The 18192-nt window shown below is 43.1% G+C and carries 15 protein-coding genes; 3 read left to right on the top strand and 12 right to left on the bottom strand.

The window, feature by feature from the left end; translation table 11 throughout:
• The first annotated feature begins 84 nt into the window (after nt 1-84).
• Together C9J47_RS23420 and C9J47_RS23415 are read left to right on the top strand one after the other, a co-directional pair.
• Nucleotides 85-357, top strand: a complete 273-nt coding sequence (locus C9J47_RS23420) for a hypothetical protein (protein WP_107255660.1) — start codon at nt 85-87, stop codon at nt 355-357.
• Nucleotides 358-666: 309 nt separating this feature from the next.
• On the top strand, nt 667-1068 hold the full coding sequence (locus C9J47_RS23415; protein WP_107255659.1) for a YkgJ family cysteine cluster protein: 402 nt from the start codon (nt 667-669) through the stop codon (nt 1066-1068).
• Nucleotides 1069-1166: 98 nt separating this feature from the next.
• On the opposite strand, the gene C9J47_RS23410 is transcribed toward C9J47_RS23415, so the two are convergent.
• The 6 genes from C9J47_RS23410 to yqeC form a co-directional block, all read right to left on the bottom strand.
• Entirely contained in the window at nt 1167-1526 is a 360-nt protein-coding gene (locus C9J47_RS23410; protein ID WP_107255658.1) for a nuclear transport factor 2 family protein, read from the bottom strand.
• 329 nt (nt 1527-1855) lie between these two features.
• Nucleotides 1856-2734, bottom strand: a complete 879-nt coding sequence (locus C9J47_RS23405; protein WP_107255657.1) for a DUF4116 domain-containing protein — start codon at nt 2732-2734, stop codon at nt 1856-1858.
• Between the two features lie 21 nt (nt 2735-2755).
• Nucleotides 2756-3154, bottom strand: a complete 399-nt coding sequence (locus tag C9J47_RS23400; RefSeq protein ID WP_107255656.1) for a response regulator — start codon at nt 3152-3154, stop codon at nt 2756-2758.
• Between the two features lie 369 nt (nt 3155-3523).
• A complete protein-coding gene (locus C9J47_RS23395; RefSeq protein ID WP_107255655.1) occupies nt 3524-3970 on the bottom strand; it encodes a MauE/DoxX family redox-associated membrane protein in 447 nt (148 codons plus the stop codon).
• A gap of 58 nt (nt 3971-4028) precedes the next feature.
• Complete coding sequence (gene yqeB, locus C9J47_RS23390; protein WP_107255654.1) at nt 4029-5627, bottom strand: selenium-dependent molybdenum cofactor biosynthesis protein YqeB; 1599 nt, start codon at nt 5625-5627, stop codon at nt 4029-4031.
• Nucleotides 5628-5666: 39 nt separating this feature from the next.
• Nucleotides 5667-6569, bottom strand: coding sequence for a selenium cofactor biosynthesis protein YqeC (yqeC, locus tag C9J47_RS23385; protein ID WP_107255653.1), 903 nt, complete (start codon nt 6567-6569; stop codon nt 5667-5669).
• 53 nt (nt 6570-6622) lie between these two features.
• Between yqeC and mocA the strand changes: the two genes are divergently transcribed.
• Nucleotides 6623-7204 (top strand): molybdenum cofactor cytidylyltransferase, encoded by a 582-nt coding sequence (mocA, locus tag C9J47_RS23380; protein WP_107255652.1) that lies wholly within the window; start codon nt 6623-6625, stop codon nt 7202-7204.
• A gap of 191 nt (nt 7205-7395) precedes the next feature.
• Here mocA and nifJ read toward each other — a convergent pair whose 3' ends face one another.
• From nifJ to dpaL, 6 genes are all read right to left on the bottom strand, one after another.
• Nucleotides 7396-11040: a pyruvate:ferredoxin (flavodoxin) oxidoreductase gene (gene nifJ, locus C9J47_RS23375; protein ID WP_107255651.1), complete on the bottom strand. Its 3645-nt coding sequence runs from the start codon at nt 11038-11040 to the stop codon at nt 7396-7398.
• A gap of 9 nt (nt 11041-11049) precedes the next feature.
• Entirely contained in the window at nt 11050-12684 is a 1635-nt protein-coding gene (locus tag C9J47_RS23370; protein ID WP_170107568.1) for an NAD(P)-binding protein, read from the bottom strand.
• A gap of 155 nt (nt 12685-12839) precedes the next feature.
• Nucleotides 12840-13742, bottom strand: a complete 903-nt coding sequence (gene arcC, locus C9J47_RS23365; protein WP_006232005.1) for a carbamate kinase — start codon at nt 13740-13742, stop codon at nt 12840-12842.
• 44 nt (nt 13743-13786) lie between these two features.
• Nucleotides 13787-15238: a dihydropyrimidinase gene (gene hydA, locus C9J47_RS23360; RefSeq protein ID WP_107255649.1), complete on the bottom strand. Its 1452-nt coding sequence runs from the start codon at nt 15236-15238 to the stop codon at nt 13787-13789.
• 258 nt (nt 15239-15496) lie between these two features.
• Complete coding sequence (locus C9J47_RS23355) at nt 15497-16714, bottom strand: YgeY family selenium metabolism-linked hydrolase (protein ID WP_006232007.1); 1218 nt, start codon at nt 16712-16714, stop codon at nt 15497-15499.
• Between the two features lie 235 nt (nt 16715-16949).
• The gene (gene dpaL, locus C9J47_RS23350; protein WP_107255648.1) at nt 16950-18152 is read right to left on the bottom strand and encodes a diaminopropionate ammonia-lyase; all 1203 of its coding nucleotides are present in this window, start codon (nt 18150-18152) and stop codon (nt 16950-16952) included.
• Nucleotides 18153-18192: the final 40 nt, after the last annotated feature.

The raw sequence follows: 18192 nt of genomic DNA, 5'->3' as shown, positions 1-18192 counted from the left end.
TTGTAAAATGCGGACATCTGTCACACGACTTTTCCCCTCTTTTTGTTAAAAAGACTTCACTCATTTAACTTAAGGAGGATAAAAATGGCGCTTCGCCCTACAGTTTATGCAGGACGTTGGATATGGGTAAACCCTCACGACTGCTTAATCACACGAGTTCGTTCAGCCAGTAATCCCTTTGGTGATTGTGAAGTTGTTTTTGACCCATTAAACCCAACATGCAGAAATGTCTATTGGAACGACGAAAGTTGGGCATTTACTGATAATGAATATTTTAGTACTGCGGCTGAATCTGTGCGTTTATCTCGTTTTGTAAAGGAACTGAAAAAGCAAATCATTGAAGAAGAACAAAAATAAACTTTAGATGCTTTCACGTTGAAAGCATCTTTATTTTCAATATGAAGCCAAGTGATTGGTAACAGTTAATCGCTATTTGTTATATGATAGGTGCTGGCTTCGCGACACACATCCTTATCTGTTAGGCGCAGTTCACAACTACTTAATCGCGTTTTCTATCCATGGGTCAATAAGGTCGGAAACATTTTTGTGCAAACATGTAGACACTTAAGTCACCTATAAGTCTTATGGTTTCATCACATACACAGATAATTAAAAATACCATTGATGGTACAATACAGCTTCGCAAACCCTGCTAATTGGCGAATTATGAAAGATTGTAATCAATGCGGTAAATGTTGCATCAAATACGGAGGTGGTGATCTTTCGGCGACAAAAGATGAAATTGATCTATGGGAAATATTTAACCCAGAAATCTTCAAATTCGTTAAAAATGGTGAGATATGGTTCGAGCCTGAATCAGGAACAAGACTTACAAAATGCCCCTTTCTTGAGCTTTCACTCAAAATAAACTCTCTTGCCCCAAATAAATATACATGCAGCATCTACTTAGATAGACCTGAAGACTGCCGTCATTACCCTAGCCTCGTACCAGAAATGATTAGAGATGAATGTGAAATGATTGAAACAATAGACTTAGACAAACCGAAACAAGCTCAAAGAAGGCTAGATTTATTGATGAAAGGTAGTCGTCCTCCAAGCTACTCATAGGACGAATCAACGATGGCATATAACGCACTAAACCCCACACCAAAACTGTGGAGTAAAATGCGTCAACTTGACCTTTTGGTTATGTTTCTCTTGTGGTATCAAAAAGCAGCATTCCACTGTTCAGTGTCAACAAACCACCTTTCCTCGTGAATTTTCCCGTCGACAAACTTAAATAACACTGAAAACTGAGAGCCAGATACTTTCTCAGACTTCCAACCAACAATCGAGATGACTTCATCTTCACCTTCAATTTGTCGCAACTCTGTTATTTCAAAACCAGGAGGAAGGAGCTCGCCAAGACAATCCAAAGCAGAGCGGAACGCAGCTCGTCCTTCTAAAATATCCGTTTGCCCCGGCATGATGAAAACCATTTCTTCTGCGTAGTCAGCCACTAACGTATCAAAATCTCCAGCACCTACTGCTTCCCAACCTCTTTGTACAATATCAGCTAAATGCATAGCCCTTACCCTCATAATTGATTATTCATCCACGGAACAATCAGACTACTTGCCCCTAGGGATGCATTGTTTTTTGAACAATTTAATTATAGAAGATACATACTTCTTAGTTCGCTAGAAAACATAACGCCTCTAATAACTCGCAAATAATAGTGGGCTAAACTTGAGCGAAACGAAAATAGCTCGCTGTTTTTATGTTTTCTTCTCACAACTAGGTTGTTGATAATTTAATGGATCGTGGCGGGGTTCAAAAAGCCTGCAGGTTGTCATAGAAAAAAGTAGGTTCACCAAGTCAATTAGCCCGCATAAGCTATATAACTCTGGAAGAATTATTCATCCTTCGGAACAATGAGTGCAATCTCAATTAACTCAGGTGAATCGTTTTTATTTATTTCATATTTATGGCAGATTTTTTGTCGTACCATATCTGGCACAAATTTAATTGCAGCAGGCTTGTTTTTGAGCGCGATAATACACAGTTCAAATGATTTATTCTCAAAGGGTATAAACTCAAGTAAATCGCCGTCTCGTTGTACTGCTGTTACACAGAGACTTAATGTTTTGAATTCATCTGAAATGTATTCTATTGCACGTTGGTCTTGCTCTACAGCGGCAATCGCCATATAGATATCAATGACATCACTAGGTACAAACTGTATAGCTAAACCATAGCGACTGACTGCATCAAAACAAATGTCATAGCATCTCAATTCTACAGGTACAGAAGATATAGCCCATAAGTCATTCTTAACAGCTTCCCTGCATAGTTCTGACGTTTTATAAGACTTGTGAATATATGCTAATACTCTTCCTTTCCTCTTCACTAATGTTAGTAAAAGTAACTCTGTAATGTATTTATCAGATACAAATTGAATTGCATCTGGATTATTATCAAGTGCTAGCTCGCAAAGATGAAAACTCTTAACTTTTTCAGGCACATACTGCAAAGACAATCCATTATTTCCAACGGCTATTCTGCAAACATCTTCACTCCTTAGTGTCATTGCTATGAATTGTAAAGAGACTCCATTTTTTCCTACGGCTAACATGCATAGCTCATTACATTGCCATTCAGGCGGAACGTATTGTAACGAAATAGGATCAATTTCGATTAAACCTTTAATTATATCATTGCCAATTAAATCAGGTTTTATTGGTAAAACAGTATCGACAATTAACTCATTGATTATTTCTTTTGCGTTAAACATACAATTCCCTGTGATTGGCTATTAAGTCATCTTTTGTTTGTATTTTTTGTTTTCTTCAAATTTCAATATGCTTCGTTTAACTTTAGCAACAGATAATGGCTTTATTAAATAATCTTGAGGTTTGCATAAAAGAGTACGTTTTACTGTTTCAGTATCACTTTCAGACGTAATTATAGAAATCGGTATTGTGGGGTAATTATTGCGAATGAAGGCTAAAAGTTCTAATCCATCAAGACGCTTTTCTATGTTTAAATCTAAAAAAATGCCTGTTATGTTTTCTTTTGAATTCAAGAGGACCTTATGCGCAGACTCAATGGTTGAACATTTCATAATTTCCTTAGGAGTAATGCATTTTCGAATAATTTGAGCTAGTACCTCTGCCATCACTTTACTGTCTTCTATTATCAAAAACTTGCTCATTCAAACTCCACTTAAGCACCGAAACGCACTGCAACTTGGTCACTATTACTTATGGATATAACAATAACTTTAATTTAACAAGTAAGCGGGTGCTTTTTTTGGGGTGCATCACAAATTAACGAAGGGGGACTGGGTATTGAACTAGCCATTTAAAGCAAGCACTTACTCAATATCAGTTTAGAAACGAAAAAGACCGCCATGACACATTATCGAATTTAGTTGTTCGGATGAATCTTCCCACTAATACAATAACAGCAATATCGCCGATCCAAGAATGAAGACGTTCAACCAAAAGCCGCGGCGGCAAGGCATAGACGAGTGTTTATGTATATGCATAACGATACCTTCTAAGTTATTGTAAAATAGGAGTTACACCATATAAGGCTGGTTCTGTTTCGAATGCCGTGTATTGAATATATGCAAGGCACTGGTAACAATAATAACGAGTAATATAATGTAAAACTGGGGTTCTAATTCTCGATAAACGGCTGATTCTAACGAACCTGCCACATAGCAATTACAGTCTAGATTTAGTCCTTGTTGAATTGCTAACCCTGCTAAAAATGTATATAAAGCAAGGCAAAAAATAGTGGGTTTAAGACTCACTATGTCAACATACGCAAGCAATGCACAGACAGTTAACGCAAAAGGAAAAGCGAACGTTATGGGTTCAACATACATTGCTGGTATTAGTCCCGTATCAATGAGCAGTACACCTGTGTGTTCAGGCATAAAAAAGCCTTTTAAAGCAATAGCTGCCACCGTAAAAAATACGAAACAAGTAATGAAGTGATGAACATATCCTTTGATTTTCATAACGTCGCCCTCTCCTTCAAAAATTTTTGCTAAGGTGGGTACCCTTACTCACCTTGCGCTAACTCAATATCGTCTGCTCTAGGTGCAACATGGCTTCCAGTACGCTGCCACCAATGGCACGTGCTTTATCTGAAACCGTCGTGAAATCTGCCTCTATACCACGAGGATCGATATCACCAATTTTGAATCCTTCGGTTACGGTGAGCCCTTCATTCAATAGCCCTCTTACCATGCCACTTAATGGAGACACTACAGGGCTATCTGCAACATGTGCGATAACATCACCTTCTTCAACAATGTCACCCAGTGATACATGGTTGTGCATAATACCGTTGCAAGGTGCACGAAGAACCCGTTGATGGGTATAACCCGCAATATTACCCGGTATACCCGTATTGGCTTGTGTTTCACCGTGATAAATCACGCGCCCCAAGTAATGCCCACGGTTAGTTTCGATCACTGCATCGCAGTCAACACCCGCATTAAAACCGGGACCTAACGCTACCGTGACGGGTGCCATATCTTTAGTCGTACCAAGATTACGTTTCGCCAAAATCGCATCAACAACAAAAGTAGGTTTAAGGTTATTAAGTGAACAGCATTCTTGATCCACCATTACAGGGATATTCCCCTGCTCTAGGACTGTAAAAACCTCTTCACAACTTCGTGCTTTCTGGGCTGTAATACCTTCAACCTCTACCGAGTCGCCATATAAGCATTGAGCAAAAGAAACGGTACAACGAATGACTGTTGGCTGGGCAATATCCGTCATCACTACTTTGAAGCCAGAATTGTGTAAACGCACAGCAACGCCTGTAGCAATATCTCCCGCACCACGGATTAATACTAATTTATTACGATTCACGCGGGTATCATCCTTCATTAATCCACCCGCTGACTGGTGTTGAACTTTTAACACCTCAGCCATAATACTAATGGCAATTTCATCTGGCGTTTCTGCACCGATATTAAATCCAATGGGGGAATGGATCGCTTGAATATGGGCTTCGCTCACATTGCTTTTACGTAGGTGGGTAAATAAGGTTTGTACTTTGCGACGGCTTGCCATTAAACCTATATATTGGGTGTCACACCCCACTACTTTCGTGATCGCATCTTGGTCTTGATGATTGGTGGCTATCACTACAAAGCTGTTTTTATCAATCGTAAGTTGGTCGATGGCATCATCCATCGTTTTACCCAATACACGCTTTGTACCTTCGGGGAAGTGTTCTTCTGACAGGCTTTCTTCATACGCATCGGCAACGGTAATATCAAACCCCAAAACATGGGCAGCATGGGCAACAGCACGGTTTACATGCCCAGCACCAATTAATAACAACGCAGGGCGTAATCCGAATACATCAATGAAGACTGTCATTGCACCACCGCAATCCATTCCCATCGCTTCGGGACCTGAACGGGTCATTCTGCCTTTAACAACACGCGGCTTGCGTTCTTGTAGCGCTTCTATGGCTTGCTCTATAACGTAACGTTCAATCATACCGCCACCAACAGTGCCTATGATTGACCCATCCGCTTTAACAATCATCTGCCCTGAATGGCGAGGAGCAGAGCCTTTGGTATCAATAATATTTGTAAGAGCGAATGGAATATTCTGTTGCTCTAACTGAGCTGCCTGCGAAAAAATGTTCATGAAATATAACCTCTAATTATCTGTAAGAGGTCCATACGACTACCTCGTTACAATCTCTCTTATTGGCGAATGATCACACATCGCTGCAAGCCAAATTTCATCAAGTTTTTGGTTGTCTGTTATGACCCTTTCCGCCAACTGTTTTACAGTGGAATAAGAACACGCAAGGTCTACTTTATTTATTAACCAAATCTTGATGGCATGTTTGGGCGCTTGCTTAAACATTCCTTGTGGATCTGCAATCAAATGACTAAATACTCGGTGATCCATATCATCACCTTCCGAGCATTGAGTCAGTGCAGAGAATACGTTCCATCTATGAATTCTCTCGGGGCTTGCCTGAGTATGAATAACCTCTGCACCTGTAACGCCAATTACCATATCTGAACTAAGAGGAATGCAAGGCTCATGCCCAGAAGGTGCCTTTATTGGCAAACACTTAGCACCATCAGCTTCAATAATAAAAACTGTGAAAGGCGAATCATTTTTTAGTTTATCGATCCATTCTGGCGTGATCCCTGCTACCTTTTTTTTATCCGCTGCTGATGTCTCATTTATTATTTCTTGATAGCAAAAAGTGATAGAAGGCTCTGATTTTTTTGGTTGACGTCGTGATAATAGTAAAGGTGTTTCCATCACATTTTTAGACGATTCAAGATTTAAGGGTAAAGAACAGCTAATAGGCAGGCTATCAATTTGATTGTTTGATTTATCAGCTCTTAAGACTCTATCTTTATTAAACAAATCGGCACGACTAATAAAACAGTCGGCCTGATGCCTCTCTGGTAAATACATTTTGGTGGTCGTACTTACGAATACGCAATGACCACGCTTTTTATATTCTTGCGCCAACCAAAATGCTGTTGATGTTTTACCGCCCCCACCCACTAAGGCAATAACAAAAGGGGTCGAAGGCTGAGCAAAAAGACTATTTGGGGTCATAACAACACCTTTACTTCGCTTAATGGCTATATAACTTTAATTACGAGCACTGAATGACAATGAAACAGAAGCATCTAGATTGTGTAATGCCAGCCGCTGGATTATCGTCACGAATGGGTGACTGGAAATTAATGCTACCTTACCACCAGCATACAATCCTTGATGAGAGTATCGAAAACGCACTCCATTTTTGTTCGCGTGTGATCGTTGTCGCGGGTCATCGACATGAAGAGTTAGTCAGACATTATTGTCGTCACGATAATGTATTGGTCGTGGTAAACCCTCATTATCAACAAGGTATGTTCAGTTCCATTCAAGTAGGTATTGAACATGTAGAAAGTGAACATTTTTTTATTTGCCATGGTGATATGCCGTGTATTCCCGCAAGTATCTATCAGCAAGTATGGGCACTTAAGGGGCAATGTACCGTCTTTCCCGGTACGTTAAACAAGCCTGGACACCCTGTTTTATTACCCAAGAACATGATTGATATAATAAAAAACGCACCGATTACCAGCAAAATGAAGCCCTTAATTATGGCGCATACTGTGAAGTATCTCGGTCTAAAATGTGATGAAATATATTTAGATATTGATACGCCAGATGCGTATCAATCGTTAATCAAAACGCAGTAATCGCAGTTCTGCACTAACAAATGTATTACCGTTGACTATTTCACCTTTCATTTGAAATTTATCAAATTGATAGTCACTTTTTTCAATACTATCATTTTGATTTACTTTATTTACCCCAAATAAAAAAGCCTGATAGTTAGACATGTAATCTAACATCAGGCTTTGCTAGCAAAAGCAGTTACTCTTTACATCTAGTCATTATTTTCTAACTCAACATGAGGGGCAATTGACCCTTGTTTTCGAGTCGCTAATTCCTCATAGAGTTGCCATTTACGCTCTGCCACCTTCTGTGCGCGGGCTGTAATATCAGCAGCGACTTCAGGGTGCGTTCTCCGAAGAATTTGATAACGCGCTTCATTATAACGATACTCTGCCAATGGAATACTCGGGCGTAATGTATCTAATGAGAATGGGTTTTCATCAACATCTCGTAAGTCCGGATTATAACGGAACAACGGCCAGTGCCCTGACTTCACCGCTAATTGCTGCTGATGTAATCCCTCTTCCATATTAATGCCATGCGCAATACAGTGGCTGTAGGCAATAATAATAGAAGGACCACGATACGCCTCTGCTTCTCGCATCGCTAACAACACCTGCTGCGGATCAGCACCTAAGGCAACTCGAGCAACATACACATTGTTGTAAGAAATAGCCTGCATCGCGACGTCTTTCTTGGTGGCTTGCTTACCTGCAGTGGCAAATTTTGCTACCGCGCCTAACGGTGTCGATTTCGACATCTGGCCGCCTGTGTTTGAATACACCTCGGTATCCATCACCAACACGTTAACATCGGCACCACTGGCTAATACATGATCTAAACCACTTGAGCCAATGTCATATGCCCAACCATCACCACCCACTATCCAGATAGAGCGACGAATAAGCTGGTCGGCTACCGATATTAGATTTAAGGCTGATTCTGTACCCAGTGCTTTAAGCTGTGCTTTTAGCTTATCAACCCGTTTAATTTGGTTCTGAATATCGCTTTCGGTAAGCTGATCGGCATGCAGAAGCTGATCGACTAATTGAGAATCGAGCGATTCCTTATTTTCCACCAGCAATTGCTCTGCCATCTCGTGCTGCTTGACCGCTGCTAATCGGAAACCAAAACCAAATTCGGCATTATCTTCAAACAAAGAGTTTGCCCACGCAGGGCCACGACCATCCGTATTTTTCGACCATGGTGTGGTGGGTAAGTTACCCCCATAAATTGACGAACACCCTGTCGCATTAGCAATCATTAAGCGATCACCAAATAACTGAGACATCAATTTAAGGTAAGGGGTTTCTCCACAACCTGAACACGCCCCCGAAAATTCAAATAACGGCTGCAAGAACTGCGCGCCACGCACATTAGAGAAATCAATACGAGAGCGATCGTTATAAGCAATGGTTTCAAAGAAACTAAGGTTCTGCTTTTCTTGCTCCATATACGGCGCTTTAATTTCCATGTTTATCGCTTTGCGTTCAGGTTTCCCGTCGCTCGCTTCTTCGATCACCATTGGGCAAGCATCAACACATAACGTACATCCGGTACAATCTTCGGCATACACCTGCAAGGTATAGCGAGTATCTGGGAAACCACGGGCAGTAATACCTGCCGATTTGAATCCTTCCGGAGCCTGCTCAAGTATCGACTTATCGTAGAACTTGGCACGAATCGCAGCATGTGGGCAGACAATGCTACAGTTACCGCACTGAATACACTCTTGCGACTCCCAAACTGGTATTTTCTGAGCAATGTTACGTTTTTCCCACTGAGTAGTACCCGACGGATAAGTACCATCGACAGGGAGCATAGAAACAGGAATTAAATCCCCTTTCCCTGCCATCATCTGTGCTGTCACTTGCTGCACAAATTCAGGTGCCAGCTCTGACACAACAGGTTTAGGCTGGCTGGTTGCTGTTACTTTCTGCTGAACGTCTACTTGGTATAAATGCGCCAAAGTATGATCTACCGCCGCGAAGTTTTTCTTTACCACTTCAGGACCTTTACGCGCATAGGTTTTTTCGATCGCTTTTTTAATTTTCGCAATGGCGACGTCTTTATCTAACACACCAGACAGCGCAAAAAAGCAGGTTTGCATGATCGTATTAATGCGCGTTCCCATACCCGTATCACGTCCGACTTTGTAGGCATCGATAACATGCAGGCTCATATGGCGCTCAATTAATTGTTGCTGCATTCTGGCAGGTAAACTATCCCACACCTTGTCTGCTGGAACCGTGGTATTGAGTAAGAACGTTGCCTTATCAGCGGCTTTCGCCAACATGTCTGTGCTCTCAACAAACGTTGATTGGTGACACGCCACAAAGTTCGCCGATTGAATCAAATACGGGCTATTAATTGGGTGGTGACCAAAACGCAGGTGTGACTCTGTTTGCGATCCTGACTTTTTAGAGTCATACACAAAGTAACCTTGCGCGAAATAATCAGGATCGTCCCCGATGATCTTGATGGTATTCTTATTGGCCCCAACCGTGCCATCGGCACCAAGTCCATAGAACATAGCGCGAACAACGTCGTTTGATTCAATATCGAAAGCGGGATCGTATTCAAGGTGCGAGTTCATCACATCATCAATAATACCGACCGTAAAATGATGCTTTGGTTTATCTTGTGCGAGGTTATCGAAAATAGCTTTAACCATCGCGGGTGTAAATTCTTTGCTGGATAATCCATAACGACCTGCCACTAATCGCGGCATAATCTGGTTAGGCTTAGTGCTATACACATCTTGATTATCCATCAAAGCAGTCAATACATCTTGATACAGCGGATCAGCATTGGCACCCGGCTCTTTGGTGCGATCAAGCACCGTAATTTTCGTTACTGTTTCAGGCAATGCTGCCAACAGATGTTCCGCAGATAAAGGACGATAGAGGCGTACTTGTAATACACCCACTTTTTTGCCTTGCGCCACTAAATATTCGACAGTTTCTTTAATGGTTTCAACACCAGATCCCATCGCAATTACGACATGTTCAGCATCTGGTGCGCCATGGAATTCCAGTAACTTATAATGACGCCCTGTTAGCTCTCCCAGTTTATCCATACATTGCTGCACAATTGCAGGCGTTTGAGCATAAAACGGATTAACCGTTTCACGACCTTGGAAGTAAACATCTGGGTTTTGTGCCGTACCACGAATAAACGGTTTATCGGGCCTTAAGCCTCTCTCCCGATGTTCGCGAACTAACTTATCTGAGATCATTTCTCTGATATGGGCATCTGAAATCACCTCGATTTTATTCACTTCATGCGATGTTCTAAAACCATCAAAAAAGTGAATAAAGGGAATACGAGAATCCAGAGTAGCGGCATGAGCCACCAGCGCCATATCATGGGCTTCTTGTACCGACGATGACGCCAATAACGCAAAACCGGTACCTCGAGCAGCCATAATATCTTGATGGTCACCAAAGATAGATAAACCCTGTGCAGCTAACGAACGGGCAGCAACATGGAATACCGCAGAAGTAAGTTCCCCTGCAATTTTATACATGTTCGGCAACATTAACATTAAGCCTTGAGAGGCGGTAAATGTTGTGGTTAATGCTCCACTTTGTAGCGCGCCATGAACGGTACCAGCTGCGCCACCTTCACTCTGCATTTCAGCAATAAGAGGAATATTACCCCAAATATTACGCTTATCTTCGGCTGCCCATTGATCGGCAAATTCCGCCATGGTCGAAGATGGGGTTATTGGGTAAATAGCACACACTTCACTAACACGATAAGCAATATGTGCCGTGGCTTCGTTACCGTCACAGGTGTGCATAACAGATTCTGTTGACAGATTTTTAGCGATAAGATCATTGTTCGTTGTCATGATAAGCTCCTATTCCGTTAGTGCCGCGACCATTTCGATCGCATGACAAGGACATTGGGAATAGCAGGCTTCACAGCCAGTGCACTTGTCGTAATCCACCTTGTAGCCTTTACCTTTCCCCAGATAAGTAATTGCACCATGCGGACAAGCCCCCAAACAACCATTACATTCAAAGCAGTTACCGCAAGAATAACAACGCTGCGCTTCGTATAAGGCTTCTTCTTCGGTTAACCCACCCACTACTTCATCAAATGAAGTTGCACGCTGGATCACTGGAATCGCGGGCTGCTCGCTCTGCTCGGCATCGGTTTTGTACCACAGGTGTAACTTATCAAAGCGGATCAGTGGTTGCTTGCTGATCTTGTTAAAACTACGGTGGTTAAGGAAGGCATCAATGTGCGCTGCCGCTTTCTTACCGTGCCCCACCGCAATGGTAACGGTGCGGTCGCTCGGTACCATATCTCCGCCTGCAAACAACCCTTTGTAACCCGTCATCATTTGTTCATTTACGATCACGGTTCCATCGTGTTTGTGTTCAACACAGGGTATCGATTCGGTCAGTTTGGTATCAATATTCTGACCCAGCGCTAGAATCAATGAATCCGCTTCCACCGTTTCAAATTCACCCGTCGGTTGTGGACGACCACTGTCATCAATCGCCATTTTTTCCAGTGTAAACGTCGTGCCATCTATTTCTTTGATGGTTCGTTGCCAATGGAAAGTCACACCTTCTTCCATAGCTTCGACGCATTCAAAATCATGGGCTGGCATGTGTGCACGATCACGGCGGTAAACCACCATCACATCGCCTCCCATACGACGTGCAGTTCGAGCTGCATCCATCGCGGTATTCCCGCCGCCATAAACAACAACACGTTTGCCTAATACTGGTGCAGTGCCCATTTCAATATCGCGTAAGTACGATACCGCATCATTGACTTTTTCAGGCTCATCGTTCGGAATGTCAACACCACGACCTACGTGTGCGCCAATTGCTAGGAAAACCGCATCAAACTGCCCTTTCACTTTCTCGGCCAGTAAATCTTCCACTTTGTGATTCAAGACAATCTTGATACCCATGGCTTCGATGCGTGCAATTTCATTCTCTAAAATATCACGCGGCAAACGGTACGCAGGAATACCAAAATGCATCATGCCACCCGCCATTGGTGCTGCATCACGTATTTCAACCTCATGCCCTTTACGCTTGAGGTGATACGCTGTCGCTAAACCACTAGGACCCGCACCGACAACTAATACCCGTTTACCGGTTGGCTCGGCCTGAAAACGCACTTGCCAATTATTGACTAACGCTTGGTCACCCAAATAACGTTCAACGGCATGAATACTCACCGCTTGATCCACGTTGGTACGGTTACACGCCGATTCGCACGGGTGGTAACACACACGACCATGGATCGCTGGCATTGGGTTATTTTTGATTAATGCTTGGAAGGCATCTTCATATCGCTCTGACTGAGCGAGGGATAGCCATTCTTGTATATTACTCCCGGTAGGACAGGCGTGATTACAAGGTGGTAGGGAATTGGAATAGATAGGGAATTTTGTACGTATGGCCCCTGACCCTTTCTTAAGTTTAAGGTCTGGGGGTAAGGTCATATCCTTAGAACAATTGCTCATCATATTCTACCTTTTTGACGGTAAAAAAATGCGCCCTTGGAGGTAATAATTTGAGTGGGCGCAGATCATGAAAAGCAGTGATGTGAAAGAATTAGGCTTATTAGCTACGTTAAGCACAGTGCCAATATCCACCTCTTTTCCTCATCACTGCACTTGGCCTACATACTCACGCATGTACCTGCGCGTTCGGCCAATACTTCTAATCCTTCTTCAAGCGCCCCTATATAGGCACGTCCACCGAATGTAGCAAAATCAGTCGCTGCTTCGACTTTTGGCCCCATTGACCCGGCGGGAAAATCATATTCATTCAGTTCTGTAGGCGTTGCCTTACGCAGTGCTCGTTGGTTATTAGTACCCCAATCTAAATACACAGCGTCAGCATCGGTTAAGATCAATAATTTATCGGCATTGAGTTGCTTTGCTAATAACGTGGCTGAAAGATCTTTGTCGATCACGCCTTCTACACCTTGGTAACCCACCTCTGCACGGCAAACAGGAATGCCTCCACCACCACAACAAATCACGACCTGCCCAGCCGCAAGTAAAGTATCGATAGACACCTTATCTAATATATTGATTGGTTTGGGTGACGGCACTACACGACGTACAAATTCGCCATCTCGTTTCATAATCCAATTATTGGCTTCTGCAAGGATACCTGCTTCTTCTTCGTTGTAGACAGGCCCAACAAACTTAGAAGGATCCAACATGCTTGGATCGTTGGCATCGACTTCAATACGGGTTAACAAACTCGCCACTTGTGTTTCAGGCATTAGATTTTGCAGCTCTTGCGCCAACATATAGCCAATCATGCCTTCACTTTCTGCACCCAACACATCGAGTGGGTATGGTGATACTTTGTCATACGCTAGGTTTTGTAACGCTAATAAACCGACTTGCGGGCCATTACCATGAACAATAGCAACTTGGTATTCTTTGGCTATTTCAGCAATGGCTTTTGCCGCGACTTTGATGTTCGCGAGTTGGTTGTCAAAACTGGGTGCATCGCCACGACGCAGTAATGCATTACCGCCAAGGGCGACTACAGCTATGGGTTTCATATTACCTCCTTGAGGTTTAAAAATTTTAAAGGGAAGTTGCCGTTTTACTCTTTCTCTGCGGCTTGATGCGTTGAGAAAGGTTTGCGGTGAACAAAGCGGCCATTCCCAGCTTTCCCCATAAATTCACCCATGCACGCCACTACATTGCCACGGCTCAACGTCATAACTGGCCAGCCATGGCTTTCTATTGATTCAAACGGGGTGTAATCGGTATTGTCGTGCAATAAATCGTGTGTGATTGTGACATTCTCTTTCGGATCAAACAGCACAATGTCAGCGTCAGCACCAATATCAAAACTGCCTTTCTGTGGATATAATCCAAACAGCTTTGCTGGCATATAACTGGTTAGTTCCACAAAACGGCTTGGCGTAATTCGCCCTGCCATCACACCCTCAGAGAAGAGCAATGGCATACGCGTTTCGACGCCAGGCATTCCGTTTGGACAGGCACTAAAGTTGTCTTTCCCGCGTTGTTTTTGCTCATGATAAGTAAACGAGCAATGATCAGTCGCAACGGTATCAATACTGCCATCCATAAGGCCTTGCCATAATTTTTCACGTTCTGCGACTGGTCGTAATGGTGGACTTAAAATGAATTTCAATGCATCGTCACGTTCATAACAACGTTCATCCAATAACAAATACTGAGGGCAGGTTTCCGCCCATACCGGTTGTTTGTTTTGGCGGGCTAAGCGAATGTAGTCCAGCCCTAATCCATTGGATAAGTGGACGATATATAACGGTGCATTATCGGCTAATCGTGCAAGATTTATCATTCGACCGATAGCTTCTGCTTCGCACTCTAGTGGACGGCTTATGGCGTGATATTTCGGGGCGGTTTTGCCGGCTTCCAACAGTTGAGTACGACGTAATGCAATTGCAGCATCGTTTTCTGGATGAACCGTTGTTAGCGCATTCACTTTATTTAACTGCGTTAATGCGCGCAGTACTGAATCATCATCTAATTTATAGCCATAAGTAAGATAGAGCTTGAAGCTCGAAATACCCTCTTCTTCGACCATAGATGCCATTTCGGCAAGAATCTCGTCATTTATATGCTGAATAACGCCATGAAAACTGTAATCAATAACGGCATTATTACCAGCATAGTCTTTATAAACACTAAGTTGATGATGCAGGTTACACCCTTTAGGTCCAAACCCCATGTGATCGATAACCATAGTTGTACCACCACAAGCTGCCGATCGGGTACCTGTATAGAAATCATCGATGCTACGGGTAAACCCTGCATCAATATTGAAATGGGTATGTACATCAATACCACCTGGCATCACGTATAATCCCACGGCATCAATCACTTTGGTGCCTTTGGGATAATCATCGATGGTATGAGCAACCTTGGCTACCTTGCCATCAATAATTAAAATCTGTTTTTTACTTTCGCTATGAGCGTCTACAACAATACCGTTAACGATCAAAGTTGGACGACCATCGTTGTCGGCTGGACGGTTTGAAGAATGAATACTCTGTTTCATCACGTTGTCCTTTTCGTATCAAATCCATTTATTACACTATTTTGTTATTTTTTATCGACTGATTCTATGTTGCATTCGCTAGCTCAAACGATAAAGCCATCCCGAGGGGGATATGTGGTCAGTTCTCTAAGGCAGAGTGAACTGACACCCTCGGGACGGAAGTCGGTATCAATGTCGTTTAACGCTTATTGTTAGAAGAAAACATCATCCGACATTGCGCAGTTACATCAATCTAAAGCAGTACCTGAAATCAGGGTTCTATTTTTCTAGTTCCTTCAAATACATCTGTGGGATCACGGCATACATTGCTGCACAGGTTACTAGGTGATCTTTCCACGTTTTTTCGTTTGGCGCGTGTGCTTCAGGCTCTTTACCTGGGCCAAACCCAATAACAGGAATACCGTAACGACCCATAATAGAAACGCCGTTGGTAGAGAACGTCCACTTATCAACCTTTGGTTTCTTGTCGAATAATAATTCGTAAGAAGCTTCTAGTGTCTTAGTTGCGACATGCTCTTCATCGATCACCCACGTTGGGAAATAACACTCTGTTGGGTAAACCAAACCTGTGTAAGCTGGGCGGTTGTATTCATACATAGACACCACACCTTGTGCCTCTTGTACTGCCGGTAGTGCACGAATTTCGTCAAGTGCACCTTCCCATGTTTCGCCCCATGTTAAGCGACGGTCAATAGATACAGCACAGCTATCTGCGACTGCACAACGGCTTGGTGAGGTAAAGAAAATTTCAGAGACAGTCAGTGTGCCTTTGCCTAGGAATGGGTCATCTTTTAGGTTATGAGATAGCCCTTCAAGTTGGTTTAGAATTGGACCCATTTTGAAGATAGCGTTATCGCCACGCTCTGGTGCCGAGCCATGACAGCTCACCCCTGCTACATCAACACGAATTTCCATACGTCCGCGCTGGCCACGGTAGATCTGGCAATCTGTTGGCTCGGTAGAAACCACAAACTCTGGACGAATATTGCTTTCTTCGATGATGTACTGCCAGCAAAGACCATCACAATCTTCTTCTTGTACAGTACCGGTAACTAACAACGTGTATTCATCTTCAAGACCAAGATCTTTGATGATCTTGCCAGCATAAACCATTGAAGCCATGCCGCCTTCTTGATCTGATGCACCACGACCACCGATAATTTCGTCGTTTTCCATGCCTTGGTATGGGTCAAATTCCCAGTTGTCCATGTTGCCGACACCAACAGTATCAATGTGTGCATCCATCGCAATCAGATGTGGACCATGACCAATCCACCCTAGTACGTTACCCATTGGGTCGATTTCAACTTTGTCGAAACCCACTTTTTCCATTTCTTCTTTGATTCTCAACACTACTTTTTCTTCGTCACAGCTTTCGCTTGGAATCGCAATCATGTCGCGTAAGAAACGTGTCATATCTGCGCGGTATTCTTCAGCTTTTTCTACAACAGTGTTGAAAGGAATATTCATTGTCATTGTAATTCTCCTTGGGTCGAGTGGTGGTCATCACACCCGACATGATCTATTTTCAAGGCACCCTGCACTATTGATGACACACGCAGGACGCTAATTAATTTTCTTAATATATATTGATGTAACCTTTGCTTTTTATTGAAGCTAATTAGTGCTAGAACAAAGAGAAAGCGCGGAATTTATGACTATAAATGAGCACTTTCGATGCCGTAATTGTGCTAATTAGCAAAAATAACAATCAAAGCGTCGGGTGCTTGCCCTGCCATACCACTTCACGGTAATGCACCGGATCAGTATCACCTTCGGTATTGATTAGCAGCACAACAGAGTCTTCATTCAGCCCCAATTTCGCCATTAATGCTTCACGATCTGGATGGTAATGAGCAGCAACTAATAAGCCTGCACCTACTGCACCTGATTCCCCAGATATCACACGGGGATCATCACCTAACGGGTTACCCAATACGCGCATTCCGAGTGCTGCTACGCTATCTTGGCAAGAAACAAATTGAGTTGCGCAATCGCGCAATACTGGCCAACCTAATGGATTTGGTTCACCACACGCCAGCCCCACCATAATGGTTGCCATGTCTCCGCCAACATTCACCATGCCGCCGTCAGCGCTGATACCTGAACGGTAAATACAGTCTGCTTGGTCGGGTTCAATGACTACAGAATGCAGATTTTCAGCGCCATATTGGTCACATAAGTAACCCAATACGCCGCCCGCTAATGCACCGACACCGGCTTGTAAGAACACGTGTGTTGGTTTAGCAACAGCGTGGGCTTTCATTTGATCAACGGCTTCTGCCGCTAATGTTGTATAACCTTGCATAATCCATGTTGGGATTTTGGTGTAACCTTCCCATGCAGTGTCTTGAACCACTTTCCATCCGCTCTCTTCTGCTGTCTTAATAGCTAATCGCACGGTATCGTCGTAGTTCATGTCGGTAACGATACATTCAGCACCTAAAGCGCGAATGTTATTTACGCGTTCGTCAGCCGCACCTTTTGGCATATACACAACTGCATTTTGACCCAGCTTATTCGCTGCCCATGCCACGCCGCGTCCATGGTTACCATCGGTTGCTGTTGCGAATGTCATCTTTTCTTTAATGTCATTTTTGAGCGTATCGAAATCAAAGACATTAATATCAAGTTGGTATTCATCACATAGCAAGCGAGCAATAGCATATGCCCCACCTAACATTTTGAATGCGCATAAATCGAAACGGTGAGATTCATCTTTTACAAGAATTTTGCCAACGCCTATCTCTTTGGCTAGACAGTCGAGGGATTGCAGCGGTGTTGGTTGATAACCTTCAACTTTTTGATGGAAGGCACGGGCTTTTTCCGCTTCATCAATGGTGAACAAAGAAGACAGCTGACCGTTATAGTGACGGTTATCTGCTATCTCCATTTTTAGAGAGAATATAGACACGATCAGACCTCATTGATGTGAATAAAAAGAAGTGCGGGAT

The sequence above is a fragment of the Photobacterium indicum genome, from assembly GCF_003026215.1.
Classification (GTDB): Bacteria; Pseudomonadota; Gammaproteobacteria; order Enterobacterales; family Vibrionaceae; genus Photobacterium; species Photobacterium indicum.
This window is presented reverse-complemented; position numbering and strand designations above follow the sequence as displayed.